This is a genomic window from Leifsonia sp. NPDC058230, from assembly GCF_042882245.1.
Taxonomy (GTDB): Bacteria; Actinomycetota; Actinomycetes; order Actinomycetales; family Microbacteriaceae; genus Leifsonia.
In genome coordinates, this window is sequence record NZ_JBHVWM010000002.1 from 591370 (window position 1) to 615867 (window position 24498).

25 protein-coding genes are annotated in these 24498 nt (G+C 67.9%); 16 read left to right on the forward strand and 9 right to left on the reverse strand.

Annotated elements, in window-relative coordinates:
* Positions 1 to 24: 24 nt before the first annotated feature.
* Positions 25 to 645: a hypothetical protein gene (locus ACFVV0_RS08445; protein WP_387060998.1), complete on the reverse strand. Its 621-nt coding sequence runs from the start codon at positions 643 to 645 to the stop codon at positions 25 to 27.
* 85 nt (positions 646 to 730) lie between these two features.
* Between ACFVV0_RS08445 and ACFVV0_RS08450 the strand changes: the two genes are divergently transcribed.
* The 3 genes from ACFVV0_RS08450 to ACFVV0_RS08460 are packed head-to-tail and all read left to right on the forward strand — an operon-like array spanning position 731 to position 3194.
* The gene (locus ACFVV0_RS08450; protein WP_387061000.1) at positions 731 to 2155 is read left to right on the forward strand and encodes a glutamate decarboxylase; all 1425 of its coding nucleotides are present in this window, start codon (positions 731 to 733) and stop codon (positions 2153 to 2155) included.
* Between the two features lie 29 nt (positions 2156 to 2184).
* A complete protein-coding gene (locus ACFVV0_RS08455) occupies positions 2185 to 2574 on the forward strand; it encodes a DUF488 domain-containing protein (protein WP_387061003.1) in 390 nt (129 codons plus the stop codon).
* A 41-nt stretch (positions 2575 to 2615) separates the two neighbouring features.
* The gene (locus tag ACFVV0_RS08460; RefSeq protein ID WP_387061005.1) at positions 2616 to 3194 is read left to right on the forward strand and encodes a mismatch-specific DNA-glycosylase; all 579 of its coding nucleotides are present in this window, start codon (positions 2616 to 2618) and stop codon (positions 3192 to 3194) included.
* 27 nt (positions 3195 to 3221) lie between these two features.
* Here ACFVV0_RS08460 and ACFVV0_RS08465 read toward each other — a convergent pair whose 3' ends face one another.
* Positions 3222 to 4826: a CDP-alcohol phosphatidyltransferase gene (locus ACFVV0_RS08465; RefSeq protein WP_387061008.1), complete on the reverse strand. Its 1605-nt coding sequence runs from the start codon at positions 4824 to 4826 to the stop codon at positions 3222 to 3224.
* 183 nt (positions 4827 to 5009) lie between these two features.
* Here ACFVV0_RS08465 and ACFVV0_RS08470 point away from each other — a divergent pair, with 183 nt between their 5' ends.
* Positions 5010 to 5423: a hypothetical protein gene (locus tag ACFVV0_RS08470; RefSeq protein ID WP_387061010.1), complete on the forward strand. Its 414-nt coding sequence runs from the start codon at positions 5010 to 5012 to the stop codon at positions 5421 to 5423.
* Here the strand turns inward: ACFVV0_RS08470 and ACFVV0_RS08475 are convergent.
* The gene (locus tag ACFVV0_RS08475) at positions 5365 to 6111 is read right to left on the reverse strand and encodes a CDP-alcohol phosphatidyltransferase family protein (RefSeq protein WP_387061013.1); all 747 of its coding nucleotides are present in this window, start codon (positions 6109 to 6111) and stop codon (positions 5365 to 5367) included. The two genes, ACFVV0_RS08470 and ACFVV0_RS08475, sit on opposite strands and share 59 nt — an antisense overlap.
* 40 nt (positions 6112 to 6151) lie before the next feature.
* On the opposite strand from ACFVV0_RS08475, the gene ACFVV0_RS08480 reads away from it, so the two are divergent.
* Genes ACFVV0_RS08480 through ACFVV0_RS08510 form a run of 7 tightly spaced genes read left to right on the forward strand, consistent with a single transcriptional unit; the run spans position 6152 to position 11929 of the window.
* Complete coding sequence (locus ACFVV0_RS08480) at positions 6152 to 7186, forward strand: zinc-binding alcohol dehydrogenase (RefSeq protein ID WP_387061016.1); 1035 nt, start codon at positions 6152 to 6154, stop codon at positions 7184 to 7186.
* The gene (locus tag ACFVV0_RS08485) at positions 7183 to 7584 is read left to right on the forward strand and encodes a 6-pyruvoyl tetrahydropterin synthase family protein (protein WP_387061019.1); all 402 of its coding nucleotides are present in this window, start codon (positions 7183 to 7185) and stop codon (positions 7582 to 7584) included. The genes ACFVV0_RS08480 and ACFVV0_RS08485 overlap by 4 nt, the downstream gene beginning before the upstream one ends.
* Entirely contained in the window at positions 7581 to 8654 is a 1074-nt protein-coding gene (locus tag ACFVV0_RS08490) for a glycosyltransferase family 4 protein (RefSeq protein WP_387061021.1), read from the forward strand. The genes ACFVV0_RS08485 and ACFVV0_RS08490 overlap by 4 nt, the downstream gene beginning before the upstream one ends.
* Positions 8651 to 9469 (forward strand): SAM-dependent methyltransferase, encoded by an 819-nt coding sequence (locus ACFVV0_RS08495; RefSeq protein ID WP_387061024.1) that lies wholly within the window; start codon positions 8651 to 8653, stop codon positions 9467 to 9469. The genes ACFVV0_RS08490 and ACFVV0_RS08495 overlap by 4 nt, the downstream gene beginning before the upstream one ends.
* A complete protein-coding gene (locus ACFVV0_RS08500; protein ID WP_387061027.1) occupies positions 9466 to 10467 on the forward strand; it encodes a lysylphosphatidylglycerol synthase transmembrane domain-containing protein in 1002 nt (333 codons plus the stop codon). Before ACFVV0_RS08495 ends, ACFVV0_RS08500 begins: the two co-directional genes overlap by 4 nt.
* On the forward strand, positions 10464 to 11198 hold the full coding sequence (locus ACFVV0_RS08505) for a RibD family protein (RefSeq protein WP_387061030.1): 735 nt from the start codon (positions 10464 to 10466) through the stop codon (positions 11196 to 11198). The genes ACFVV0_RS08500 and ACFVV0_RS08505 overlap by 4 nt, the downstream gene beginning before the upstream one ends.
* 32 nt (positions 11199 to 11230) lie before the next feature.
* Positions 11231 to 11929, forward strand: coding sequence for a hypothetical protein (locus ACFVV0_RS08510; RefSeq protein ID WP_387061033.1), 699 nt, complete (start codon positions 11231 to 11233; stop codon positions 11927 to 11929).
* Positions 11930 to 11940: 11 nt separating this feature from the next.
* Here the strand turns inward: ACFVV0_RS08510 and ACFVV0_RS08515 are convergent, their stop codons facing one another.
* Together ACFVV0_RS08515 and ACFVV0_RS08520 are read right to left on the reverse strand one after the other, a co-directional pair.
* Complete coding sequence (locus tag ACFVV0_RS08515) at positions 11941 to 13659, reverse strand: ABC1 kinase family protein (RefSeq protein WP_387061036.1); 1719 nt, start codon at positions 13657 to 13659, stop codon at positions 11941 to 11943.
* Positions 13660 to 13664: 5 nt separating this feature from the next.
* Entirely contained in the window at positions 13665 to 14207 is a 543-nt protein-coding gene (locus ACFVV0_RS08520; RefSeq protein WP_387061039.1) for a PadR family transcriptional regulator, read from the reverse strand.
* 168 nt (positions 14208 to 14375) lie between these two features.
* Here ACFVV0_RS08520 and ACFVV0_RS08525 point away from each other — a divergent pair, with 168 nt between their 5' ends.
* On the forward strand, positions 14376 to 14933 hold the full coding sequence (locus ACFVV0_RS08525) for a hypothetical protein (RefSeq protein ID WP_387061042.1): 558 nt from the start codon (positions 14376 to 14378) through the stop codon (positions 14931 to 14933).
* 48 nt (positions 14934 to 14981) lie between these two features.
* Here ACFVV0_RS08525 and ACFVV0_RS08530 read toward each other — a convergent pair whose 3' ends face one another.
* Positions 14982 to 17807 (reverse strand): AAA family ATPase, encoded by a 2826-nt coding sequence (locus tag ACFVV0_RS08530; protein WP_387061044.1) that lies wholly within the window; start codon positions 17805 to 17807, stop codon positions 14982 to 14984.
* Positions 17808 to 17963: 156 nt separating this feature from the next.
* Between ACFVV0_RS08530 and ACFVV0_RS08535 the strand changes: the two genes are divergently transcribed.
* The 3 genes from ACFVV0_RS08535 to ACFVV0_RS08545 all read left to right on the forward strand — a co-directional run bounded on the left by ACFVV0_RS08535 (position 17964) and on the right by ACFVV0_RS08545 (position 21043).
* Positions 17964 to 18872, forward strand: a complete 909-nt coding sequence (locus ACFVV0_RS08535) for an alpha/beta fold hydrolase (protein ID WP_387061048.1) — start codon at positions 17964 to 17966, stop codon at positions 18870 to 18872.
* 132 nt (positions 18873 to 19004) lie between these two features.
* A complete protein-coding gene (locus ACFVV0_RS08540) occupies positions 19005 to 19823 on the forward strand; it encodes a sugar phosphate isomerase/epimerase family protein (RefSeq protein ID WP_387061051.1) in 819 nt (272 codons plus the stop codon).
* On the forward strand, positions 19820 to 21043 hold the full coding sequence (locus ACFVV0_RS08545) for an MFS transporter (RefSeq protein ID WP_387061053.1): 1224 nt from the start codon (positions 19820 to 19822) through the stop codon (positions 21041 to 21043). Before ACFVV0_RS08540 ends, ACFVV0_RS08545 begins: the two co-directional genes overlap by 4 nt.
* Before the next feature lie 294 nt (positions 21044 to 21337).
* Here the strand turns inward: ACFVV0_RS08545 and ACFVV0_RS08550 are convergent, their stop codons facing one another.
* Together ACFVV0_RS08550 and ACFVV0_RS08555 are read right to left on the reverse strand one after the other, a co-directional pair.
* Complete coding sequence (locus tag ACFVV0_RS08550; RefSeq protein WP_387061055.1) at positions 21338 to 21475, reverse strand: hypothetical protein; 138 nt, start codon at positions 21473 to 21475, stop codon at positions 21338 to 21340.
* Between the two features lie 161 nt (positions 21476 to 21636).
* The gene (locus tag ACFVV0_RS08555) at positions 21637 to 22338 is read right to left on the reverse strand and encodes a DsbA family protein (RefSeq protein ID WP_387061057.1); all 702 of its coding nucleotides are present in this window, start codon (positions 22336 to 22338) and stop codon (positions 21637 to 21639) included.
* A 94-nt stretch (positions 22339 to 22432) separates the two neighbouring features.
* On the opposite strand from ACFVV0_RS08555, the gene ACFVV0_RS08560 reads away from it, so the two are divergent.
* Positions 22433 to 22861, forward strand: a complete 429-nt coding sequence (locus ACFVV0_RS08560) for a winged helix-turn-helix transcriptional regulator (protein WP_387061060.1) — start codon at positions 22433 to 22435, stop codon at positions 22859 to 22861.
* A gap of 20 nt (positions 22862 to 22881) precedes the next feature.
* Here the strand turns inward: ACFVV0_RS08560 and ACFVV0_RS08565 are convergent, their stop codons facing one another.
* Entirely contained in the window at positions 22882 to 24447 is a 1566-nt protein-coding gene (locus ACFVV0_RS08565) for an MFS transporter (RefSeq protein ID WP_387061063.1), read from the reverse strand.
* Between the last annotated feature and the right edge of the window lie 51 nt (positions 24448 to 24498).

A 24498-nucleotide genomic window follows, 5' to 3' on the forward strand; every position in this document is an offset into this window, starting at 1 on the left:
TTACTCGCCTTCCGCGAAACGCGGTCAGCGCGGGCGGCGGCTCAGCAGCGCGGCGGCGAGGAAGCACGCAGCGCCGAGGAAGGTGCCGAGGTTCGCCCAGAGCAGGCTGACGAGGTCCTCCGTCGAGGGGATGACGAACGCGCCGATCGCAGAGAGCCCGAAGAACACCGAGCCGAGCATGTTGAGCCAGGTGCATCGCCAGGTGCGGGCGCTCGGGTCCCAGAGCCTGTCGCGTTCCGTCGTCGCGACCACTGCGAACGCGCTCGCGACGAGGAAGCAGACCGAGCCGAACGCATCCGGTCGCCAGCCGCTGTTCACCTTCGTCTCGCTGTTCAGCGCGGTGATCAGCGCATCCGTCGTGCTGACATTGAAGAACAGCGTGCCGACGAACTGCACGGCCGACGCCCACCAGTCGTACAGGTCGGGTCTGGACGCTCCGCGCCGGGGTGGCCGGCGGCCGCTCAGGCTCAGCTGGATGAACGCGGCAGCCGTGAAGAAGAGCGCACCGACGAAGAAGGTCAGGTCAGCTACGGGTGCGCCGACGGCGCGTTGGTAGAACGGCACAGCGCCGACGAGGAAGAAGAGGGATCCGATGGCGAACCCCCACGCCTCCCGCCTGAGACGAGTGGCTCTCTTCGCCGGCATGGTCCGAGCGTAGAAAGCGGGCCCGCGGCCGACATCACCCCGATGGGATGATGCCGAGCGGGCGGCGGGTTCCTAGCGTGAAGACATGACCCCCACCATCCCCCCGGTGCGCACGGGCGAGCCCAGCCACGCGCACACCGGCATCGGCACCCAGAACCAGCTCAACCCGTTGTTCGCGCGTGAAGGCGAAGCGACCGACTTTCCGATCGACGCGCTCCCGCCGACCGAGTCACTTCCCGAGACCGCGTACCAGGTGGTGCACGACGAGGCGATGCTCGACGGCAACTCGCGGCTCAACCTCGCCACCTTCGTCGGCACCTGGATGGACCCCTTCGCGGATCGCATCTACGCGGAGTCGGCCGACAAGAACATGGTCGACAAGGACGAGTACCCGCAGACCGCCGCGATCGAGACCCGCTGCTGGAAGATGCTCGCAGGCCTGTGGAACGCACCCGATCCCGAGAACGCGATCGGCACCTCCACGATCGGCTCGTCGGAGGCGTGCATGCTCGGCGGCCTCACCTTCAAACGCCGGTGGCAGAACGCGCGGCGTGCGGCCGGAAAGCCCACCGACAAGCCGAACCTCATCCTGTCGAGCGCTGTGCAGGTGTGCTGGGAGAAGTTCTGCAACTACTGGGATGTGGAACCGCGGTACGTCCCGATCTCGCTGGAGCACAAGGTGCTGGACGGTCACGACCTGGAGAAGTACGTCGACGAGAACACCATCGGCGTCGTCGCGATCATGGGCGTCACGTACACCGGGATGTACGAGCCGGTGGCCGAGATCGCGAAAGCCCTCGACCGCATCCAGGAGACGACGGGGCTGGACATCCCGATCCACGTCGACGGCGCATCCGGTGGCATGATCGCCCCGTTCCTCCAGCCCGAGCTCGCCTGGGACTTCCGGCTGCCGCGGGTGGCCTCGATCAGCACCTCCGCCCACAAGTACGGCCTCGTCTATCCGGGGCTCGGCTGGGTCATCTGGCGCACCGTCGACGACCTGCCGAAAGACCTGGTCTTCGATGTGACGTACCTCGGCGGTCACATGCCGAGCTTCGCTCTCAACTTCTCGCGTCCCGGCGCCCAGGTGCTGTTGCAGTACTACCTGTTCCTCCGACTCGGATGGGATGGCTACTACAAGGTGCAGAAGGCGTCGCAGGATGTGGCCGTGTACCTCGCGGGCGAGATCGCGAACATGCCTGCTTTCGACCTGTGGAACGACGGAACGGACATACCGGTCTTCGCGTGGCAGCTGACGCAGGGCTACACGGACAAGTGGAATCTCTACCACCTGTCGGAGCGGTTGCGGCTCAAAGGCTGGCTGATCCCCGCGTACCCGATGCCCGACGATCTGACCGACATCGTCGTGCAGCGTATCGTGGTGCGCAACGGCCTCAGCCGCAACCTGGCCGAGAGCCTCATCCTCGACATCCGGGAAGCCGTCGCCTACCTGGATGCGCTCGAGGCGCCGATGCCGACCGAGGGACTCGTGTCGAGCTTCACGCACTAGGGCGCGAGCCCCGACCCGGAGGGTGTGCAGTGGAATCGACCGAGGACGACGATCGGGCGCGGGATGCCGCGGTGCAGATCCGGCGCATCTACGAGGAGCCCCAGCGGACCGACGGCTTCCGGGCGCTGGTCGACCGGCTCTGGCCGCGAGGGGTCAGCAAGGAGCGAGCCCACCTCGACGGTTGGTTCAAGGACATCGCGCCGACGACCGAGCTGCGACAGTGGTACGCGCACATCCCCGACCGCTTCGTGGAGTTCACCGCCCGCTACCGGGAAGAACTCGTGCAGCCGGAGCAGGCTGCCGAGCTGCAGCGCCTGCGTGACATCTCCGCGACGGGACCGCTGACACTGCTCACCGCGACGAAGGATGTGGACATCAGCGAGGCAGCGGTCATCGCGCAGCTGCTCCGCGAGCGTTGAGCCGAGTCGACTCGCGCGATGTTGAACGATACGGTCGGTCGGTGAGGATCTCGCGGAGTGAGCTCGATTCGTACCGCGGCGCGAGCGTGCCGGATGTGCTCAGCGAGGGCGTCAAGCTCGTCTTCGCCGGCATCAACCCGGGCCTGCGCAGCGCTGCGGCGCGGGCGAGTTTCGCCAACCGGGGCAACCGGTTCTTCCCCGCGCTGCATCTGGCCGGAATCACCGATCACGTGCTCGACACGTCGGCGGGATTCAGTCAGGACGACCTCGACTATCTCGCGCGGCGCGGCGTAGGGCTGACCACGCTGGTGAACTATGCGACGGCCAAGGCCGCGGAGCTCACGGTGGAGCAGCTCGTCGGCGGACGGAAGTCCCTCGAACGCACCATCGAGGCCTACCGGCCACGAGTGGTGGCACTGCTCGGAGTGAGCGCTTACCGAATCGCGTTCTCGGACCCCCGAGCGACCACAGGGCGCCAGAGCATCACGATCGGCACGAGCCAGTTCTGGGTCGTGCCGAGCCCCAGCGGACTCAACGCCCACTACTCGCTCGCCGAACTCGCCTCCGCGTACCGAGAGGTGGCGATCGCCGCCGGTATCCAGCCGACCGATCCCGCGTGAAGAACAGACAGGGTCGGGTCAAGGCCTTCACCCGTTCGGGCTGAAGGCGGCGAGGAACCGATCCCGGAACGAGCTCATCGGCCAGAGCGGGGCGTCGGATGCGGGAAGCAGTCCGTCGTGCCAGTCCCATCCCGCGATCGACCGGAACACCGCCTGGTCCTTCGAGATGATGCTGATCGGCACCTGGTGGTTCGCACCCTGCCCGCTCACGATCGTGGACGGCTGATGATCGCCGAGGACCACGAGAACCAGATTCGGGTCATCGGAGTTGTGCAGGAACGAGAACATCGCGCCGAGTGAGTACTGAATGGACTGGCCGTACGCCTGCTGCACCTTCGTCGGATCGGGCCAGACGGCGCTTGCCGGCTGCCCCTGCGCCGGCTGCGGGTCGTACACGGAGTCGTCGCCGGCCTGCGACCACGGCACGAGCTTCGGCAGCGGAGCCCACGGCGTATGGGAGGAGACGAGGTCGATCTCCGCCATGACCGGCTGGTGGGGTCCCGCGAGCTCGTGGTCGGCGAAGTACTTCCAGGTGTACTGGTCGGGAATCCGCGCATATCCGAAGGTCGGCCCCTGGTATCCCACGTTCTTCGCGTTGTAGAGGGTGTCGAAATGGTAGAACGAGGTGCCGAACCGCCACGGTTCCGTGTCCGAGGGCACATCGCTGACGGTGCGCCACCCGGCGTTGCGGAATGCCTGGCTCAGCGTGAGCCGATCGCTCCGGATCACCTTGCTGTAGACCGGTTGCTGATCGATCCACAGCCCGGTCTGGAGCGTCGAGTGCGCGAGCCAGCTGAGGCCTCCGAAGGTCGGAGAGGTCAGGAACGCACTCTGGGACGAGTAGCCGTCCGCGGCGAGCTGGGATTCGCCCTCGTGCAGCTCCCGATCCACGCCACCCGAGAAGCCGGTCCCCTGAACGGCGACCTGGCCGTAGCTCTCGACGAACGCGAAGACGACGTCTTTGCCCTTCAACGAGGTCAGCAGGTCCGATCCGGGCATGTTCCGGTATGGGTCCGTGGCGATCTCGTGCGAGAGGTCCGCTTGGGCGGCGATCCCGGCGGAGGCGCGGGAGGCCGTGGCGGTGATCGCGCCGACGGATGCGGCAGCGGCCGCGGGTTGCCCCGGCACCACCACAGATCCGATCAGAGCGGCGAGCACCCAGGCGGCGGTGACTGTCGAGGCGACCATCGTTCCACGGCCGCGATCGGGCCGGACGGCCGCATCGACGCGAAGGGCGGCCCACGAGAGCGCCACCACTGCACCGACGGCGACGACCGCGAGTACCGCGACCACCGCTGTCGCGGCGGGTGCGCCGATGGAGTCCTGAACGACTCCGAACGCATCGCCCAGCCGCTGCCAGTCGAGCGGATCGAAGTGGGTGTCGAGCACGGACTCGAATCCCGCGTCGATCCCGGCCAGCACGACGGCGGCCACGACGAGGAGCCCGAACGCGACGGCGACCATGACGCGCGCTGCCCGCCAGGGCAGCACGGCGAGCAGCAGCAGCACGACGATCGACTCCACGGGCAACCGGATGAGCGCTGCCGGCGACCCGTCGGCGAGGACGCCCGGCACGAGCGGCACCGCTACCAGCAGCACGACCGCGATCACCAGGGAGATCCGTCCGCGCATCCGGTGGACCGTCGCCGGTTCCCGTTCTGTTCGCTCAGTGACCGTCACACAGGTGTAACGGTGGTGGGCATGACATTGGTTCAGATCCGGCCCGGATGCCCGATTGAACTCTTTCCGCCGCTCATTCGTGTCCCTGATGGAGGCCTCCGTCGGTGGAGGCTCGATTCGAAAGCGAGCATACAAATGACTGGAAACGGCCAGGGCCTTCTGTGGGTCATGCGAATCCTCAGCGCGATCGTTCTTCTCGCCATCGGCGGGATTCATCTTTTCCTCGTGTTCGACGGCGTCGGAGGCTTGCTCGGCACGCTCTTCGTGCTCAATGCCATCGCGGCCCTCGTGCTGGCGATCGGGATGCTCGCGCTGCGTGGCAGGCTCCTGAAGCTCGCGACGATTCTGAGCCTGCTGTTCACGATCGCGAGTCTTCTCTCGCTTATTCTCGCGCTCACGGTCGGACTGTTCGGCATCAGGGAGACGTGGGACTTCACCCTCGTTCCTCAGACGATCGTGGTCGACTCGATCGGTGTCGTGGTGCTCGCGATCACCTCGGTTGTCGCATTCCGCGCACCGCGGGAGGCGCGGACGGCGCAGGCGGCATGATCGCTCGTCGATGACGCGCCAGCCACAGCACGTCGCGACCGAATGATTCGACGAGCAGCGCAAGGGCGAATGCGACCAGCACGCCCGCTATCGCGGGAGCCAGGCCGGATGCCGCGAATGTCAACGCGATGCCCTGAACCGCTGTCACCACTTTGCGCCAGTAGCGAGGCGGGAGCTGCCGACGGAACCACGGCAGCACCCACCCGACGGCCACGAACACGTAGCGCATCAGACCGATCGCCAGGACCCAGGGGCCCGAGGTCTGTGCGACGTAAGCGCCGAGCACGAGGAGGAGGAACGCATCCACCTCCATGTCGTAGTGCGCCCCGAGCTCCGTGGCCGTTCCGGTGCGCCGAGCGACCCAACCGTCGACGGCGTCGAGGGCGAGGGCCGGGATGGCCAGGCCGACCAGCAGAGGCACCGAGATCGGCGCGATGAACGATGCGGTGACCAGGCCGACGATCATGCCGACCAGTGCCGATCTGATCGCCGTGACGACATTCGCCCAGCCGAACCGCGCCGCGCGCCGACGCCGCAGAGCCCTGAGCACCAGGATGGTGGAGATCAGCAGGTAAAGGAGCGCAGCGATCCAGCCGATCGCGGGCAGTCCGTGCACGAGTCCGATCACTGCCACGCCCGCCGTACCGAGAACAGCCAGTCCGATGGGCGCGAGTTGAACCTTCTTCATCGCAAGCACGTGTCCTTGGTACGGAGCAACTTTACGGAGCATGTTCATTAACACGCAGAGCGACACCGACTCGTTCACCGAAGGAGAAGCGCAGTTGCCTGAGGCCATGGCGTTCTGGATCGAGGAACCGGGTGTCGGCGTGCTGCGCAGGCAGCCCGTCGCCCGTGCGGGAGACGGAGACGTGCTGGTGCGCACGAGCTACACCGGCATCAGCCGCGGCACGGAATCGAGCGTCTTCCTCGGGCGCGTGCCGGCCAGCGAACACGACAGGATGCGCGCGCCGTTCCAGGAGGGCGACCTTCCCGGCCCCGTGAAGTACGGCTACCTCAACGTCGGGGTCGTCGAGCAGGGGCCGGCAGCTCTGCGCGGGAGAACCGTCTTCACGCTGTTCCCCCACCAATCGGCCTTCGTCGTGCCCGCCGACGCGGTCGTCCCCGTACCGGAGGGGGTTCCCGCCCGGCGTGCGGTGCTCGCCGGCGCCGTCGAAACGGCGGTGAACGTGCTGTGGGATGCCGGCCCCGTGATCGGCGACCGGGTCACGATCGTCGGCGCCGGGATGATCGGATGCAGCATCGCACGACTGCTGCAACGCATCCCCGGGGTCGACGTCGTGCTCGTCGATGTGGATGCGTCGCGCCGCGAGGTCGCCGACCGACTCGGCGTCGGGTTCGCCGACGCGGCGAACGCGCCGGGCGACCGCGATCTGGTGATCAATACGAGCGGGTCGGATGCGGGTCTCCGGCTCGCGCTGGAGTCCGTCGTCACCGACGGCGAGGTGATCGAGGCGAGCTGGTACGGCGACCGCCCTGCGACACTCATGCTCGGCGCCGATTTCCACTCGCGGCGGCTGACCATCCGATCGAGTCAGGTGGGCGCTGTGGCCGCTCGCCGACGTGGCACGCGCACGACGCGCGACCGGCTGATGCTCGCGCTCGACCTTCTGCACGACGATGCCTTCGACGCCCTGCTCACCGGGCACTCGTCGTGGCGCGACCTGCCGGCGGTGATGGCGGCGCTGGCGGACGGCCGGAGCGGCGATCTCTGCCACACGATCGATTGGGAGGATGCCGCATGACCTACACGGTGACAGTGCGAGACCACATGATGGTCGCCCACAGCTTCACCGGCGAGATCTTCGGCCCGGCGCAACGGCTGCACGGTGCGACGTTCATCGTCGATGCGTCGTTCCGGGCGAGCGAGCTGGACTCCGACGGAGTGGTCGTCGACATCGGGCTCGCGGCCGCCGAACTGGGCGAGATCACGGGTTCCCTGACCTATCGCAATCTGGACGACGACCCGGAGTTCGCCGGGACGAACACCTCCACGGAACGACTGTGCCAGGTGATCGCGGACCGCCTCGCCGACCGTGCAGCCGATGGGCGGCTCGGATCGGCGGGCGAACGATTGTCGGCGATCATCGTCACCCTTCACGAATCGCACATCGCCTGGGCGAGTTACGAGAAGGCGTTGTGACGGGCGCACCGGAGGCGACCGTGCATTTCGTCGTGCCCGACAGCATCGACGACGTGGAACGCGTCAGCGGCGGCAATGTCTACGACCAGCGCATCCGGGACGAGCTGCGTGCCCGGGGCTGGAGCGTTCGGATGGAGCTCGTCGCCGAAGGACAGGAGCCCGATTTCGAACGCACGCTGTCCCTTCTGCCGTACGACTCGCTCGTCATGATCGACGGGTTGATCGCCGTCACCGCACCCGCCGCACTGGAGGCGCAGTCGACGCGTCTCCGGATCGTCGTGCTGGCACACATGGTCGCCACCGTCATGCCGGGCTTCGGCGATCGCGCGGGGACCGCCGAACGCGAGCGCGCCGCCCTGAGCGCGGCGCGCCGAGTGATCACGACGAGCGAGTGGACTCGGTCCGAACTCATCGCCCGCGCTCTCGCAGAGCCCGATCGGATCACGGTCGCTCGTCCGGGGACGGATGCGGCACCGGCCGCGACGGGATCGACGTCGGGTGTTCGCCTGCTCTGCGTCGGAACCGTCGCCGACCATAAGGGCCAGGATGTGCTCGTCCAAGCGCTGGCGGGCCTGGCCGAGCTGCCCGGCTGGACCTGCTCGGTGGCCGGCTCGGTGAGCGCCGAGCCCGACTTCGCCGCCCGGCTAGCCGAGGCCATCCGCTCCGCCGGGCTCACCGAGCGAATCAGTCAGGTGGGCGTTCTGCCCGGTCGACGGCTCTCGGAGGCGTACGACTCGGCGGACCTCGTCGTCGCGCCTTCCCGGGCGGAGAGCTACGGCATGGTCGTCGCCGACGCGCTCGCCCGGGGTATCCCTGTGGTGGCGACGCGTGTCGGTGGGATACCGGAGGCGATTGCGGGCAGCGAGGCCGGCATCCTGATCCCGTCGAACGATCCGACGGCCTTGCGGACGGTGCTTCAGCACTGGTGCGAGGACGCCGGTCTCCGCGCCGCGCTCAAGGCCGCGGCGCTCAGGTCGCGCTCGGCTGCGCGCAACTGGGGCGAGGCCGCGGAGATCGTCGCGGGCGTGCTGAGCGAGTGCCGCGAGGCGGTCCGGAGCGTGGCCGGATGAGCGAGATCATCGAGGTCAGCACGGATTGGCTGGCCCTACGCGAAGCGGAGGATGCGGGCGCGCGTTCCCGCGAGCTGGCGCTCGAGGCGGCCCGCAGAGTCGGACCGGGTCCGATCGTCGTCCACGACCTCGGCAGCGGAACGGGCTCGATGATGCGCTGGCTGGCGCCGATGCTGCCCGGGCCGCAGACCTGGGTTCTCCACGACTGGAACCCGAGCCTCACCGAGCGTGCGACCGACGGCATCGCCCCGCGCGATCGTGACGGACATCCGGTCTCGGTTCGATCGCACAGCGGGGAACTCGCCCAGCTCCGTCCCGGCGACCTCGACGGCGCATCCCTCGTCACGGCGTCCGCCTTGCTCGATGTGCTGACCTCGAAGGAGGTCCACGCCATCGCCAACGCGTGCATCGCGGTCGGCCGTCCAGTGCTGCTGAGCCTGAGCGTGACGGGCGAGGTCTACCTCGATCCCCGCGATGCGCGCGACGAGGCCTTCGAGTCGTCGTTCAACGCGCACCAGCGGCGCCTGGTGAACGGACGCCGCCTTCTGGGGCGCCACGGTGCCGCCATCGCGAGAGGGATCTTCCTCCGGGCCCGCTGGAACGTGCGACCGGTCGACACCCTCTGGCGATTGGGCCACCACGATCCTCTCCTCCTCCGCGAATGGTTCGACGGATGGGTGGACGCGGCCGTCGAGGAACGGCCCGATCTCCGAGCCGAAGCCCGGGCGTACCGCGAACTGCGTTCGGCACAGCTGCGGCGCGGCGAGCTCTCCGCCGTCGTCGTGCACACGGATCTGCTGGCGTGGCCGCGATGACCACGCGGACGCACGCGCCCCGGGTACGCGAGCTCCTCGCGACGCGGTGGTTCCGTGCCACCGCACGACTGGTCGCCGGCGCGGCTGTGCTGATCGCCGTCGTCGCACAGGTCGGCACCGGTCCCTTTCTCCACGGCCTGCTCAGCATCGATGTCCGCGCGATCGGAGCCGCGATTCTCCTGACCGCTGTGGCCACGGCGGCGGCGGCCTGGCGGTGGCGCGTCATCGCCGTCCGACTCGGAGCGGGTGTGGGCTGGCCGACGGCCTACCGGATGTACTACCGGTCGCAGTTCCTCAATTCCGTGCTCCCGGGAGGTGTGGTCGGCGACGTCCAGCGCGCCATCGTCCAGGGACGCAGCGCAGGCAACGTCGCGCAGGCCACCCGTGCCGTCGTCATCGAGCGCACCATGGGGCAGGTTGTCCAGGTCGGTCTGGCGGTCATCGTTCTGGCGTACTTCGGTCTGGAATTCGAGGGATACCTGCTCTCGGCTCTCGGTATCGCCCTCGCTCTGCTGATCGCGGCAGCGATCGTGGTGAGCGCGACGAGCATCCGGCTGAGAGGCGCGATGAAGCGCGAACTCGACGAGCTCGCCGCCGGCGTGGGATCCGCCGGCGCATTCGTGCAGGTCGTCGTCGCCTCGGTCGTGGTGGTGGTCTGCCACATCGTGACCTTCGGAATCGCCGCCGACGCGGTCGGTGCACACGTGCCGCCACTCCGTCTGGCCGCCATCGCGCTCGTCGTGCTCATCGCGGGCTCGATCCCTCTGAACATCGGCGGCTGGGGTGCGCGCGAGGGAATCGCCGCCTGGACCTTCGCGGTCGCCGGATTCGGCGCCTCGACGGGTGTCGCAGCATCCACCCTGTTCGGTATCCTCGCCATTATCGCGGTGGCCCCGGGCCTGATCATCACCGTGGCGTCCGCTGTTCGTTTTCGTCGAACACCCGCGCCGATCCCCGACCTCGCGCTCGCGGGCACCCACCGAAAGGGAAGATCGTGATCGACAGGCCGTACGTGATCCTCAACGCCGCCATGTCCATCGACGGCTATCTCGACACCGCATCCCCACCGCGTCTCGCCCTCTCCAACGCTGAGGATTTCGACCGGGTGGACGAGATACGCGCACACTGCGACGCCATCCTGGTCGGAGCGCGCACCGTTCGCTTGGACAACCCGAGACTCCTGGTTCGAAGCGAAGACCGACGCAGTCGGCGACAAGCCGACGGACTGTCGCCGTCGCCGTGGAAGGTGACCGTGACGGCCACCGGCGACCTCGATCCGCAGTCGGCGTTCTTCAGCGCCGGCGACTCGCAGAAGCTGGTCTACTGCCCGAAGTCGGCGTTCAAGCGCATCCGCGACCGGCTGGGCGAACGGGCGACCGTCGTCGGCCTGGGTCGCGAGGTGACGGTTGCCGATCTGGTCGACGACCTGGGCGAACGGGGCGCGCGTAACCTCCTGGTCGAAGGAGGCGGCACGGTGCTCACCCAATTCCTGGCGTCCGACCTGGTCGACGAGCTCCAGTTGGCCATCGCCCCCTTCTTCGTCGGCGACCGACGGGCGCCCCGACTGATCGGTGACGGCGATTTTCCGTGGACGGCCGGGCGGCACGCCCCCCTCGCGGAGAGCCGCCACATCGGCGACATGGTTCTGCTGCGATACGCGCTCTCCGAACGCTGCCCCACCGGCGACGCACCGGGACGAGACGGGCTGAGGATCCGGTCCTTCGTGTAGCAGTCGCGGCCGGTACGGAGCACAATGGGGGCATGACCGACCGCTCGGTCCCGTCGTCCGACGATTTCGAACAGGTTCCTCCGTCGGTGCGAGCGCAGCTGCTCGCAACCGAGCACTGGAGCCTGCTCGCCTCCCGCAGCACCACGCAGGCCGAGGTGCTCACCCGGATCAGCATCTTCCTGACTCTCACCTCGGCCGGGCTCGTCAGCCTCGCTCTGGCAGGGCAGGCGATGGACTTCGGCGGTATGTTCCCCGTGCTGGCGATGATCGTGCTGGCCATCGTGCTGGCCATCGGCATCCTCACCCAGATCCGGGTGTTCAACGTCGGGTTCGAAGACCTCGCCTATGTGCTCGCGATGAATCGGCTCCGGGCCGCGTACGCCGAGCTGTACCCCGGCATCCGGCCCTACCTGATGACGTCGCCGTTCGACGACCGGATGGGCAGCCAGCACACCTACGTCATGCTCGGCCGCCGCTCGGGACCCGGTCATTTCGCGGGGAGCAGCATGATGCTGATCACTGTGGTCAACGCCGTGCTCGTCGGTGTCTTCGTGGCCGGGATCGTCGCGAGCCTCACGTTCCCACCGACGGCCGCGCTCGTCACGGGACTCGTCGGCGGAGCGCTCTATCTCGTGATCGTGCTCGTAGCGATGGACCGGCGCTTCCAGCGGGAGTGGGCAGGCTACGAGCCCCGGTTCCCGTCTCCGCCGGCCGACGACAGCCCGCGCTAGCCGTTTTCGGCTCAGCGCCCGCGTCGCGCCCCGAACAGTGTGTAGAGCAGCGGCACGACCGACGCGACGATCAGCACCGTGCCGAACACCTCGTCGTCTGCCCGGACGACCGCCCCGGCGATCAGGAGTGCCGCGAACACGACCGCCGACCCGAGCCGCCGCGCAAGTCGCTCCAACCGCGCGATCCGCTGCTCCAGACGCGGGCTCGACACCGCCACCGACCCGTCCTCGATCCGAGTGAGGAGCCCATCCACCCGCTTCGGCAACCGCACGGCGACCCCGGCGACGTCCCAGGCCTCCCGCGCGATGTCCTGCAGCAGGTTCCCGCGCTCGTCGCGCACCAGCTGCGCCGCATACGGCTCCACCGAATCCCACAGGTTGAACTCGGGATCGAGCGAGCTGCACACCCCGGAGGTGAGCGACATCGCCCGGATGATGAGCAGAAAGTTCTCCGGGAGCTGGAACGGCAGCGAGCGCACCACTTCACCGAACTGCATCGCGAAGTCCCTGAACTCGCGCGGGTCCACTTCGCGCAGCTGGGCGAAGCCCATGCCGCCGAATCGGGCGAAGAGCTGCGTCATCGCCCGCTCGAGCTCGGTGGTCTCCGCCGTCGGCAGCAGCACACCCACCTCGCGCATCGCATTCACCAGGCCCTTGCCGTCGCGCGCGGCCGCAGCGATCAGCAGCTTTCGCAAGCCGCTGCGCGTCGCTGAGTGGACCTCCCCCATCATGCCGAAGTCGATGAAGGTCAGCTTCCACGGCCGACCCCCGGAGTCGTCGGGCGCACCGATGACCGGCGTCACGAAGATGTTGCCCGGATGCGGGTCGGCGTGGAAGAAGCCCATCGTGAACAGCTGATCGAACATGACCTCCGCGAAGACCGGGGCCACGTCCACCGGGTCGATGCCCGCCGCGCGCAGCGCTGCAGCATCGGTGACCTTGATCGCCGTCACGTCCTCGAGCGTGAGGACGCGCCGAGTCGTGCGTTCCCAGACGACGGCGGGAACGGCCACCCGCTCGTCGCCGGCGAATTCCTCCGCGAAACGCTCGGCACTCGCCGCCTCGTGCAGATAGTCGATCTCCTGCAGGCTGGTGCGCGCGAACTCCTCGACGAGCGCGGGCGCGTCGACACGGTCGGAGACAAGCCTCACGTGACTGAGCCACCGACCCACCCTGCGCAGTGCGGCCAGGTCCACGTCGACGATCGCGTCGATGCCCGGCCGCTGCACCTTGATCACGACCCTGTCCAGCCCGGTGTCGGCCGCATCCATCGGGCCGAGCCGGGCTTGATGGGCCTGCCCGAGGGATGCCGCCGCGACCGGCGTCTCGTCGACCGTCGTGAACACCCGCTCGAGCGGCGCACCCAGCTCCGCCTCCGCGAGCTCGCGGATCGCCGCGAACGGAAGGGGCGGCACTTCGTCCTGCAGCCCTTCGAGCTCGGTCGTGATCTCCGGGGGCAGCACGTCGAGCCTGGACGACATGAACTGTCCGACCTTGATCATCAGGCCGCCGAGCTCCACGGCGAGCACGTGGAAGCGCTGGGCGAAGAGCTGCATCCGCTTCGACCGGGTGCGCTCAGCGACCCTGGCGAGCCCGATGCGCGGGAGCACCAGTTCGTACCACCACGTCACCGCGAGATTCCAGCCTGCGAAGCGCAGGATGCGGCGGTAGCGGGCGCGAGTGGCTCCCGCGTCGGGCGAGCCCGTTCGATTCGGGCGAACCGACGTCACCCCCGTCAGTCCTGAGCGAGGATCGAGTAGAGCCGCCGACGTGCCTCGTCGAGCACCTCGGCAGCCTCGCGGACCTGCTCGGGAGTTCCCGTGCGTCGAACCTGGGCCGCGGCCTGAGCCAGTTCGAAACCGGCCTTGGGGAGAACACCGAACCCGGCGTCGTCGCCGGAGCCCTCCGACTCCCACGGAGCCGGGCCTGCTGCCTCCGCCTCCGCCCGCCCTCCTTCGGTCAGCGCATAGGTCTTGCGACCGTTCGACTCCTCGGCGCTGACGAGCCCCTCGTCGGCGAGCAACTGCAGAGTCGGGTAGACCGATCCGGCGCTCGGCTTCCAGCTTCCGCCGCTGCGCTCCTCGATCTCACGGATGATCTGGTAGCCGTGCATCGGCTTCTCGGCGAGAAGCGCGAGCACTGCGGCACGCACATCGCCCCGGCCCATGCGCGGTCCCACCCGCTTCTCGAACGTCGAGCGCAACTGCTCGAACGCCTGCCATATGCCCTCTGTCGGGTTGCCGGACCCGAATCCGCCGGTAGGGATTGACCCGCCCATGATGACCTCCTGAATGAATTGTCAACGATACTCAACGATATATCGTTAACGGGTCCACGTATAGGGATCCGAAGCAGGAGGTCCCCTCCGTCGTCAAGAACTGGTATGACTTCGGGTATGACCGGCTTCGTTCAGTCGGCGCACGCCTCACAGACGAGGAGAGAACTCATGAGCGCAACAGCCTCAGCCGCCTTCGGACGACCACGGGTCACCCCGGTCGGCGCGTTGACTCGCGGAGCGGCAGCGGGCCTGATCGGCACCCTGGCCATGGACGTCTGGTTGTACGGCCAATACCGGCGAGAACGCGGAACCGAACCGTTCCCGGAGTGGGAGTTCTCGTCGGACGTCACGGGATGGAGCGAAGCGCCCGCACCCGCTCAGGTCGGACGGCGCATCGTCGAGGGTGTCTTCGAGGTCGAGCTCCCCGACTCGCGCGCCGCTCTGGCCAACAATGTCATGCACTGGGGATACTCCGTCTCGGCGGCCATGGGCTACGCGACGATCGTCGCCTCGCTCCCCCGAACCCGAGTCGCCTACGGGCTGATCTTCGGCGCGGGCCTGTGGGGCTTGAGCTACGCCCTTCTGACGCCGATGCACCTGTACAAGCGGATCACCGAATACGACGCGAAGACGCTGGGCAAAGACCTGCTCGCGCACCTCGTGTTCGGGGTGACCACCGCAGCAGCGCTCTCGGTGCTCCTGTCACGCGGACGCAGGCGTCGGTGACGATTCGCTGATTCGACCGGGAGGCCGACCCCGTCGACGTGGCGCCCGTCAGTGGAGCCTGCGGGCATCGGCCGGTACCCACCCCAAGCCCGGTCCGGTCGGCGCGACAGCGGTATCGCGCAGGCCCCTGCGCGAATCGACACCGAGCTTGGAGAACACCTTGCCGAGATGCCACTCGACCGTGCGCGGGCTGATGAAGAGCTGAGCCCCGATCTCCGGGTTGCTCCGGCCCTCGGCGGCGAGGCGTGCGATGAGCATCTCCTGCGCGGTCAGTTCGTTCGCCATATCGACGGAGCGGGCTCGCGCTGTCTCGCCGGTGGCCGCCAACTCGCGACGCGTTCGTTCCGCGAACCCCTCCATTCCCGTCTCCCGGAAGAATTCGTGCGCCGAGCGCAACTGCTCGCGGGCATCCGTTCGCCTGCCGCTTCGGCGAAGCCATTCGCCGTAGAGCAGCTGCGTTCGGGCCAGCGCCAGCCGGATGTGCGTGCGGCGGAGGCGTTCGATCGCCTCGTCGTACAGGGCCTCGGCGACGTCGTCGGCGCCGAGCAGTGCACGGCACCGAGCCAGAACGCCGAGCGACCAGTCCGTGCCGGCGGCGCGCGCGACCTCCTCCAGGCGGTCGAGCGCGGGAGCTCCGCGATCCGCGTGATCGCTGCGCACCGCCGCTTCGATCAGCTCGGGATAGACCCAGGTCGACAAGCCCAGTTCGAACGGATGCTCGGCGGCGTGCCCGGCCACGGCGAGCGCTTCTTCGTAGCGTCCGAAGCTATTCAGGAAGACCGCGGTGGTCAGTTCGGTCCCCATCAGGAAGACCCCCTCACCCCGGGTGGTGACGTCGTTGCGGCTCGCCTCGATCAGTGCACGAGCCTCCCGCTCGCTGCCGCCCCAGGCGGCGCGGAGGAACGCGATGTGCGGACTCAGGGCGCTCCCCGTGGCGGCGGTCACCGCATCCGACTCGGCGGCCAGTGCGAGCGCCGCCGGAAGATCGCCCCTGAACAGCTCGACGCTGAACCGCTCGGTCAGGGCGATCGGCAGCATCGCGAGCGCACCGGATCGTCGTGCGAGCCGCACATGTCGGTCCGTGAGGATCAGCCAGCTGGCGTCGTCGCCGAGGGCCCGAGCGGCGCGCGAGGCCGGCCAGAGCCACCGCAGGGAGTCCTCGTCGCTGATCCGCTCATTCCTCATCGCCTCGAGAGCGCGGCGGAGCAACGGCACCCCGGAGGCGTATCCGCTCGTGACGACCGTCGCGAGTCCGTCGAGCAGCAGTTCGCAGGCAGACGGAAGCCGTCGTCCGGCGTCGCTCCAGCGGGCGTCGATGATCGCGTTCGCCACATCGTCGAGCGCTCCCCCGCCGTCCGCCAGGCGTCCGGCGAAGAGCGCAGCCGTGAAGGCATCGAGATACGTCTCGCGAGCCACCGTTCCGTCCAGCGTCTCGTACCGCTTCGCCGCTCGCAGGAGGAGCGACGGCGCCTCCCTCCCTCGCGTGGACGCGAACGAGATCTCCGCGCCGAGCAGCTGCGCTCGTGCGTCGTCGACGTCGCTGAGCGGGCCGGCCGACGCTATCGCCAGCATGGCGTGCGCTGAATCGGTGGCTCCCGCCTGCAGCCTGGCGTTCGCCGCGGCGAGCGCCCGTCGGGCGCGCTGTCCCGGATCCGGAGTCAGTTCCATGGACCGCGCCAGGAACGCCGCGGCCGCCGCCCAGCCACCGCGCGCCTGCGCGCGGACGGCAGAGACCTCGAGCTCCGCTGCGATGTCCTCGTCCAGACCACCGGCGGCCTCGGCACGATGCCAAGCGCGGTAGTCCGAATCGGTGTCGCCGACCATGGACTCCGCGAGCACCTCGTGCGCCCTCCGTCGATCCCGTTCGGAGGCCGCGCGATAGACCGCCGACCGCATCAGGGGATGGCGGAAACGCACGTGGGCACTCAGCTCGAGCAGGCCGGCCTCCTGCGCCGGCACGACCGCATCGGCCGGAATGCCGAGCCGTGCGGCTGCCCGCCACAGCAGGGTCACGTCGCCGGACGGTTCGGCCGCGGCGATCAGCATCAGCTGACGCGTCGGTGCGGGGAGCTGATCCAGCCGCCGGGTGAAACCGCGCTCGATCCGGCCGGTGAGTGCCGCGTGGTCGAACGAGCCGATCCCGAAGGCGAGCTCCGCGGCATCCAGGTCGCGCGGCAGTTCGAGGAGGGCGAGCGGGTTTCCGCGCGCCTCGGCGATGATCCGGCTGCGCACACGCTCGTCGAACGGCCCAACGATCACCGAGTCGAGCAGAGCGGCGGCATCGGTGTCGGAGAGACCGCGGACGGTGAGCTCCGGGAGAGTATCGAACGCGTCGCCGCCTTCGCCCGGGTCGATCGTATCCAGCACCGCGAAGACCATCCCGACGCGTTCGGCGGCGAGACGGCGGGCCACGAAGGTCAGTGTCTGCGCGGACGCGGTGTCGACCCACTGCGCGTCGTCGAGGACGCAGAGCAGCGGCATCGTCTCCGCCACCTCGGCGAAGAGCCCCAGCACGGCGAGTCCGACGAGGAAGCGGTCCGGGGGCTCTCCCGTTCGCGAGCCGAACACGGTTCCGAGCGCCTGTTGCTGCGGCGCCGGAAGGTGGCCGATGCGGTCCAGGAACGGAGTGCACAGTTGATGGAGCACCGCGTACGCGAGCTCGACCTCCGACTCGACGCCCGTCGCCCTCGCGACGACGAAACCGGCTGCACGGTCTACCAGGTAGCCGAGCAGAGCGGTCTTGCCGACACCCGCCTCCCCCCGGAGCACCAGCACGGCACTGCTGCCCGAGACCGCGCTCGCCAGGAGCTGATCCAGCTTCTCGCACTCGCCGCGCCTGCCTCGCAGTGCACGGCTCTCTTCATGACTCGTCATGGGAACCCACCGCCGGTTCCGACACTAGGGACCGCCGAGTCGCCTGGCAAGGGATGCCACCCGGGTGCAGACCCGGGTATCCCCCGGGCGCGACGGGGAGTCGTGCGGACGAGCATTGCTGCCATCGACAAAGAGATCTCTTGAAAGGGGATTGTCATGGACACCACAACCACCAACACACTCACCAGCGCGGCGATCGAGGTCGGCACCGACCTGCGGGAAGGCTTCGCCTCCGTCGGCGACGTGACATTGCACTACGTCGAGGCCGGCGAAGGACCGCTCGTCGTCCTGCTGCACGGGTTCCCGGCATTCTGGTACAGCTGGAGAGAGCAGATCGCTCCGCTCGTGCACGCGGGCTTCCGCGTCGTCGCGCCGGACCTGCGCGGCTACAACCTGTCATCGAAGCCGGGCGACTTCACGGACTACACGGCCGACAAGCCGGCTGCGGACATCCGGGGTCTCATCCGCGAGCTCGGGAGCGAGACCGCAACGGTCGTCGGTCACGACTGGGGCGGATCGATCGCCTGGACGCTCGCGATGAACTCCCCGGAGGTCGTCGACCGCCTGGTCATCCTGAACGCGGCCCACCCGCGCAAGCTGAACGAGGGCCTCAAGAACCCGCGTCAACTCCTGAGAAGCTGGTACTTCTTCTACTTCCAGCTCCCGGGGTCGCCGGAGCGTCGGGCGGCTCGGGACGACTGGAAGTTCTTCAAGGGCTTTCTCCGCGACGCGCAGCCGGAGTACACCGAGCAGGAGCTGGACCAGTACACCGCGGCGTGGACCCAGCCGGGGGCGGCCACAGGGATGATCGACTACTACCGCGCGGCCGTTCGGCACGGTTCGAAGCAGAAGGTCCTGCCGATCTCGGCACCCACCCTCGTCATCTGGGGACAGGACGACCGGTACCTGGGCGCCGAGCTCGCCGAGCCGCACAAGGAGGACGTGCCCAACCTGGTCTCGGTCGAACGCCTGCCCAACGCTTCGCACTGGGTGCACCACGACGAGGCAGCGCGGGTGAACGAACTGCTCGTCGACTTCCTCGGACCGGCGACCCTGTCGAGCTGAGAGTCGACAGTCGGAAGCAGTGAAGAGTGGTGGATCGGCCGATGGTCGACCCGCCACTCTTCACGTGACAAGATACCTTCCACGGGTAGGTTTTTTGCGTCACGTCATGCCCCTCATCTCTGGAGTTCTCCCATGAAGGCTGTTTCATCCTGGTCGTTGCATCGCACGCTCGGCCGGTATTTCGGAGCAGCCCCGGCACCCGCCCAGCGTCCGTCTGCCGCTGACACGGCGACTCCTCGCGACGGCGTACCGCTGCTCGAACTCCCTGCGTTGCTGAAGGAGCACGGATTCGACACCGTGCAGCTCTGCCATTTCCATCTGCCATCCCGGGACCGCACCTATCTCGACGAACTTCGGCACGCTTTGGCGGAGTCGGCGATCGAACTCGATGCCCTGCTCGTCGACGACGGCGACTTGACCCACCCCGACGAGGGCGAAGCGCATCGAGCCTGGATCAGCGGCTGGGTGGATGACGCGACCACGCTCGGAGCACGCCGCGCCCGGGTCATCGCAGGCCGCGCGGCACCGAGCGCCGAGGCTCTCCGGGCGAGCGCGCACGGTCTCGCCCAACTGGCGCGCGATCACGACGGCATCTCCATCGTGACCGAGAACTGGCTCGAACTCACCCCCGGCCCTCGCGAAGTGCTTCACATCCTCGATGCGACGGACGGTGCGGTCGGGCTCCTGATCGACACGGGCAACTGGTCGGGTCCGACCAAGTACGACGATCTCGCCCTGATCGCCGCTCGCGGCGAGACGTGCCACGCAAAATGTCACTTCGGACCCGAAGGCGCCGATCTCGACGACTACCGTCGCGCCCTCGAAACGCTTCGCGACAACGGCTACACCGGCCCCCTCGCCCTCGTCTACGACGACGAGCACGTTGACGAGTGGACCGGCCTCGACATCGAGAACCGCGTCGTCGACGCGGTATTCAGCGGCACGCGATGAGCGACTCGACTCCGGTCGTCGTCGCGACCACCGGCGTGAAGACCTCGGCCATCCGACTCGTCCTCGCGCATCCGCTCTACCGGGCATCGACGCTCGCCCTGTTCCTGTCGGGCCTTGGGATCTCCGCGGCCGCACCCCTCATCGCCTCGTTCCTCGTCACCGAACTCGGCGCGTCACTCCCCGTCGCCGGGCTCTTCTACCTCACCAACCTCGCCGCGCCGGTGGCCGGATACCTCGTCGGAGCCCGTTCCGACCGCACCGGGAGACGGCTCGGGCTCTTCCGGATCTGCGCGTTCGCGGGATTCGCCGGCTGGATCGGCATCGCCTTCTCCACCGAACTGTGGATGCCGTTCGTCATCAGCTTCGTGGTGCTCGGATTCGCCGGCGCCGCGACATCCCAGCTGTTCGCCGCGGTTCACGACGAGATCACCGCACATCCCACCGGCTCCGATGACGGCGTCGTCGCCATCGTGCGTATGGCCCTCACCGCCGGCTGGGTCATCGGTCCCGTCGTCGGGTCCTTTCTCGCCGCATACTCCGGCCTCCGCGTCATGTTCGTCGCCGTCGCCGTCGCGACCCTCGCTCAGATCGTCCCCCTCGGACGCCTCCGCGGCACCCCGCCGTCGGCGCACGAACACGCGACACGTTCGAAGAGTTCGCCGACCTTTCGCGCCATGCTGCCGCTGTTCGCGTTCACCGCCCTCTACATCTGCGTCTACGCAGGCGAATCGGTGAAGTACGCGTATCTGCCGATCTACATGAATGAACAACTCCGCCTCGCTCCTGCGCTCAGCGGTGCGATCATCGGCATTCAGCCTCTCGTCGAACTCGCCCTCATCCCCCTCGCCGTGATCGTCGCCCGCCGCACAGGCATGACCCGACTCATGGCCCTCGCTGCAGCCTGCGGTGTTGCCGCGAACATCTGCTTCGCCACGACCGGCACCCCTCTCGGTCTCTTCGCCGGGCAGATCCTCATGGGCGCGGTCTGGGGAGTGTTCGCGGCCCTCGGAATCATCGTCGCCCAGCGCCTCCTTCCCGCAGCGGTCGCCACAGCGTCCGCGATCTTCCTCAGCTCGACTGCGATCAGCTCCGCCATAGGCGGCCTCGCCGGCGGCTTCGGCGTCGCCGCGATCGGCCTCCCCCTCGTGTTCCTCATCCCCGCAGGGTTCGCCGCCATCGCGGTGATCGGCCTCCTCGCGATGACTCGCATCGTGCGATAGTCGCGCCGACTCCGCCACGAGCGATGGTGCAGCGCCGGGGCGGCCGGCGTAGAATGTCCGGAACGGGAGTGGGGGGCGAGATCGTGGCTTTCTGGCAATCGACGCGCCGCATCGCAGTGAGAATCGGCGACGTCACAGGCAGGGTGCTGGCTCGTGTCGGCCAAATCCTGATGATCGTTTTCGGGGGCCTTCAGGGTGGTCGCTCGGCCGATCCGTCAGCGAGGTCGCTCTACGAGCCGAAGAAGAAGGACTATAGGCCCTAGAACCACCGAGCTGCACTCTCGGGTTTCGCGGCTACCCCTCTTTCGCGATCCGGATGAGAACCCGCGCTCGAACAGCTGCCCAGTAGGCAGCGGCGACGAAGTTGCCGGCGTCCTCGGCTTCCAGCATGCGCTCAGTCACGACGATCAAGGCCATGTTCGGATTTCCCATCGAATCCTCGCATCCCGTTCGACGTATAATGAGTTCTTCTCACTATTCGAGAGGGTACGCCCCAGGGCGCCGCACCGGTGACCCCACTATGGGTGTCGTTGCACTGCGTCCACCACGAGTTGCAGGATGCGAGCGATCGCCGCGCGACCATCGGCCGCCGGTCAGCTGGCGCAGGCGCCCCCGTCGACGCCGCAGGTGTCGCCAACGTCGAGGGTGACGATCTTCGGCGGCTGGGATTCTCTCCAGGCGCGGTCGATGGCGCTGAGGAGGGTATTCGTGTCGACACCGCCACCGATGCCGTACTTTTCGTCGATCACGATGAACGGTGTGCCGTGCGCGCCCATCCGCTCGGCGCGGCGCTGCTCCTCCGTCACTTGGCGTCGGTAGCGGCGGGACTCCAGAACGCTGCGGGCTTCCGCCGCGTCGAGGCCGATCTCGTCGGCGAACTCGACGAGCTGGTCGACCGTCCACAACTGCCGGTTGCCGCTGAAGTGCGCACGGAACATCCCGATCCAGGCCTCGTCGTGCTTGCCTTTCTCCGTGGCATGGGCGAGCAGCTCATGGGTGAGCTCGGTGGGCCCCAGTGTGCGGTCGATCGCGTGGTACGGACCGAAGCCCTCGGCCTCGGCCGCGATCTCGACGGGCCGGAGGATGGCGTTCATCTGCGCGACGCTCATGCCCGCATTGCGGCTGAGCTGTGTCTGGGTCACGCCGTCGGGCGGCAGGTCGGGGTGCACCTGGAAGGAACGATGGATCACCTCCATTTCGTCTCCGTGCTCGAACTGAGCGACGGCATTCCGGAGCCGTTGCTGGGTGACTCCGCAGATCGGGCAGATGATGTCAGACCACATCTCGATACGCATCGGGCGTACTCCTCACTTTTTGTGTGTAACCTCATCATGTGTGCGTTTGAAAACGGTTACAAAATGCACATTCATGTGCGTGGAGGAGATGTTCATGGCTGGTGTTCGGTCCGCAGTTCGCACGGTCCCCGGTCCGTGCTCGCACTGGAATGACGACGACGCGGACTTCATCCGTCACGTGCTCGACCGGGTCGGCGACAAGTGGAGCGTGCTCGTGGTCGGAACGCTCGAGAGCGGTCCCCTGCGCTACTCCGAGCTCGTCTGGGCGATCCCCGGCATCTCGCAGCGGATGCTCACGCTGACTCTGCAGCAGCTTGCCCAAGACGGCATCATCTCCCGCACCGCATACGCGGAAGTGCCGCCGCGTGTCGAGTACGAGCTGACGCCGCTGGGACGAAGCCTGCTCGGCGCCGTCCTCAGCCTCGCCGCCTGGGCGGTCGACAACCACGAGGAGATCGGCCGGAACCGCCAGGCCGCGGCCGAAGCGGCGCGGACGCCCGTCGGGGTGGGGGCTCCGGCGTAGCGGCCTAGCGGGTTCTCGCTCTAGTTCGCCTCGGAGGCCTTCTTGCCGGGCAGGAATGCCAATGACAACATGACACCTGCGACCGCTACACCGGTGCATACCAGCAGCATCACGTCCAGGCTTCCGGTGAAGGCAGCCGTCACTGAGTCCAAGAGGTCGGGCGAATTGAGCTGCCCGGCCACCACGACACCGTTCGCCGCACCTTTGCTTGCGGTATCGGCTGCCGCTGTGGAGAGGCCGGTCGTGTCGACGCGCGCCCGATAGACGGCATTCAGCACGGTGCCGAGCACCGCGATTCCGACCGTGCCTCCCACCTGACGCATTGCCTGAATGAGTGAGGATCCGGCGCCCGCACGATCGAGCGGCAGTTCACCGAGGGCAGCGTTCATCGCCGACGGCATCGCGAATCCTGCGCCGGCTCCGGCAACGGCGAACCACGCAGCGACGAAGCCGTAGGGCGTACTGGTGCCTGTCAGAGCGCCGGCACCGACACCCACCGCCATGATGAAGAAGCCGACGGCAGCGGTGTACTTCGGCCCGAGCCGGGAATCGAGCGGCGAAGCCAGCTTGGCCCCGACGAGCATCCCGCCGATGAAAGGAAGCAGCTGCAGCCCGGTGTTGAGCGCGTCGGCGCCGCCGATGATCTGGAAGTACTGCGGCATCACGAAGAGCAGGCCGAACATCGAGAACACGGCCACCGTGATGAGCACGGTGCCCCAGACGAAAGCGGGAGAGCGGAACAGCTCGAGCTGCACGAGCGGAGTCTTGTCCATTCTCGCGAGGCGACGCTCGTGGGCCACGAACATGGGGGCGGCCACAACGAAGACGGCGATCAGGATGAGGGCGGTCGGGTCTCCCCAGCCACGCTCCCCCGCCAGCGTGATTCCGTAGACGAGCGACGCAAGCGCGCCAGACGAGACCAGGATGCCGAGGTAGTCGATCGAAGGACGGCGCGCGCTCTTCGACTCCGGAACGAGCGACGCAACAGCAATCGCGGCGATGCCGGCAACGGGCACGCTGATCCAGAAGATCGATGACCACGAGAAGTGATCGAGAAGCAGGCCGCCGACGATCGGGCCGAGCGGAAGGCCGATGCTGTTCGCCACCACGAAGAAGCTGATCGCCTTCTTGCGCTCGGCGTCGTCGGGAAAGAGGACCGTGATCAGCGACATGACCACGGGGACGAGCAAGGCCGCACCGATCCCGAGGAAGGCGCGAGCGGCGATGAGTTCGTCGGCCGAGACCGAGAGAGCGCACCAGACCGAGGATGCTCCGAAGGTCAGCAGCGCGATCACAAGGGTCTTCTTGCGACCGAACCTGTCGCCGATGAGCCCGGCCGGCAAGAGAAGTGCGGCGAGCACGAGGTTGTAGGAGTTGGCCATCCACTGTAGTTGACCGGTCGATGCCTCGAGCTCACGAGACAGGGTGGGAAGGGCCACGTTGAGCACTGTCGTGTCCAGCCCGACCACCAAGACAGCGAGGCAGAGTGCGATGAGGACACCGAGGCGTTTGCCGCCGGCGATGGGCGATGTCGGTGCCTCGGCGGCCGCCCCAAGACCGTCGATACCAGAGCGGGAAGTTGTCATAGCGACAAACTATTTGTCTTTTGTGATAATTGCAATATATATGAACGTTAG

What these genes read in the sequence shown, in the direction of transcription:
- ACFVV0_RS08445 (WP_387060998.1), bottom strand. Translation starts at nt 645, where the DNA reads ATGCCGGCGAAGAGAGCCACTCGTCTCAGGCGGGAGGCGTGGGGGTTC.
- ACFVV0_RS08450 (WP_387061000.1), top strand. Translation starts at nt 731, where the DNA reads ATGACCCCCACCATCCCCCCGGTGCGCACGGGCGAGCCCAGCCACGCG.
- ACFVV0_RS08465 (WP_387061008.1), bottom strand. Translation starts at nt 4,826, where the DNA reads ATGCGCGGACGGATCTCCCTGGTGATCGCGGTCGTGCTGCTGGTAGCG.
- ACFVV0_RS08470 (WP_387061010.1), top strand. Translation starts at nt 5,010, where the DNA reads ATGACTGGAAACGGCCAGGGCCTTCTGTGGGTCATGCGAATCCTCAGC.
- ACFVV0_RS08475 (WP_387061013.1), bottom strand. Translation starts at nt 6,111, where the DNA reads ATGAAGAAGGTTCAACTCGCGCCCATCGGACTGGCTGTTCTCGGTACG.
- ACFVV0_RS08480 (WP_387061016.1), top strand. Translation starts at nt 6,152, where the DNA reads ATGTTCATTAACACGCAGAGCGACACCGACTCGTTCACCGAAGGAGAA.
- ACFVV0_RS08485 (WP_387061019.1), top strand. Translation starts at nt 7,183, where the DNA reads ATGACCTACACGGTGACAGTGCGAGACCACATGATGGTCGCCCACAGC.
- ACFVV0_RS08495 (WP_387061024.1), top strand. Translation starts at nt 8,651, where the DNA reads ATGAGCGAGATCATCGAGGTCAGCACGGATTGGCTGGCCCTACGCGAA.
- ACFVV0_RS08500 (WP_387061027.1), top strand. Translation starts at nt 9,466, where the DNA reads ATGACCACGCGGACGCACGCGCCCCGGGTACGCGAGCTCCTCGCGACG.
- ACFVV0_RS08510 (WP_387061033.1), top strand. Translation starts at nt 11,231, where the DNA reads ATGACCGACCGCTCGGTCCCGTCGTCCGACGATTTCGAACAGGTTCCT.
- ACFVV0_RS08520 (WP_387061039.1), bottom strand. Translation starts at nt 14,207, where the DNA reads ATGGGCGGGTCAATCCCTACCGGCGGATTCGGGTCCGGCAACCCGACA.
- ACFVV0_RS08525 (WP_387061042.1), top strand. Translation starts at nt 14,376, where the DNA reads ATGAGCGCAACAGCCTCAGCCGCCTTCGGACGACCACGGGTCACCCCG.
- ACFVV0_RS08530 (WP_387061044.1), bottom strand. Translation starts at nt 17,807, where the DNA reads ATGACGAGTCATGAAGAGAGCCGTGCACTGCGAGGCAGGCGCGGCGAG.
- ACFVV0_RS08535 (WP_387061048.1), top strand. Translation starts at nt 17,964, where the DNA reads ATGGACACCACAACCACCAACACACTCACCAGCGCGGCGATCGAGGTC.
- ACFVV0_RS08540 (WP_387061051.1), top strand. Translation starts at nt 19,005, where the DNA reads ATGAAGGCTGTTTCATCCTGGTCGTTGCATCGCACGCTCGGCCGGTAT.
- ACFVV0_RS08545 (WP_387061053.1), top strand. Translation starts at nt 19,820, where the DNA reads ATGAGCGACTCGACTCCGGTCGTCGTCGCGACCACCGGCGTGAAGACC.
- ACFVV0_RS08550 (WP_387061055.1), bottom strand. Translation starts at nt 21,475, where the DNA reads ATGGGAAATCCGAACATGGCCTTGATCGTCGTGACTGAGCGCATGCTG.
- ACFVV0_RS08555 (WP_387061057.1), bottom strand. Translation starts at nt 22,338, where the DNA reads ATGCGTATCGAGATGTGGTCTGACATCATCTGCCCGATCTGCGGAGTC.
- ACFVV0_RS08560 (WP_387061060.1), top strand. Translation starts at nt 22,433, where the DNA reads ATGGCTGGTGTTCGGTCCGCAGTTCGCACGGTCCCCGGTCCGTGCTCG.
- ACFVV0_RS08565 (WP_387061063.1), bottom strand. Translation starts at nt 24,447, where the DNA reads ATGACAACTTCCCGCTCTGGTATCGACGGTCTTGGGGCGGCCGCCGAG.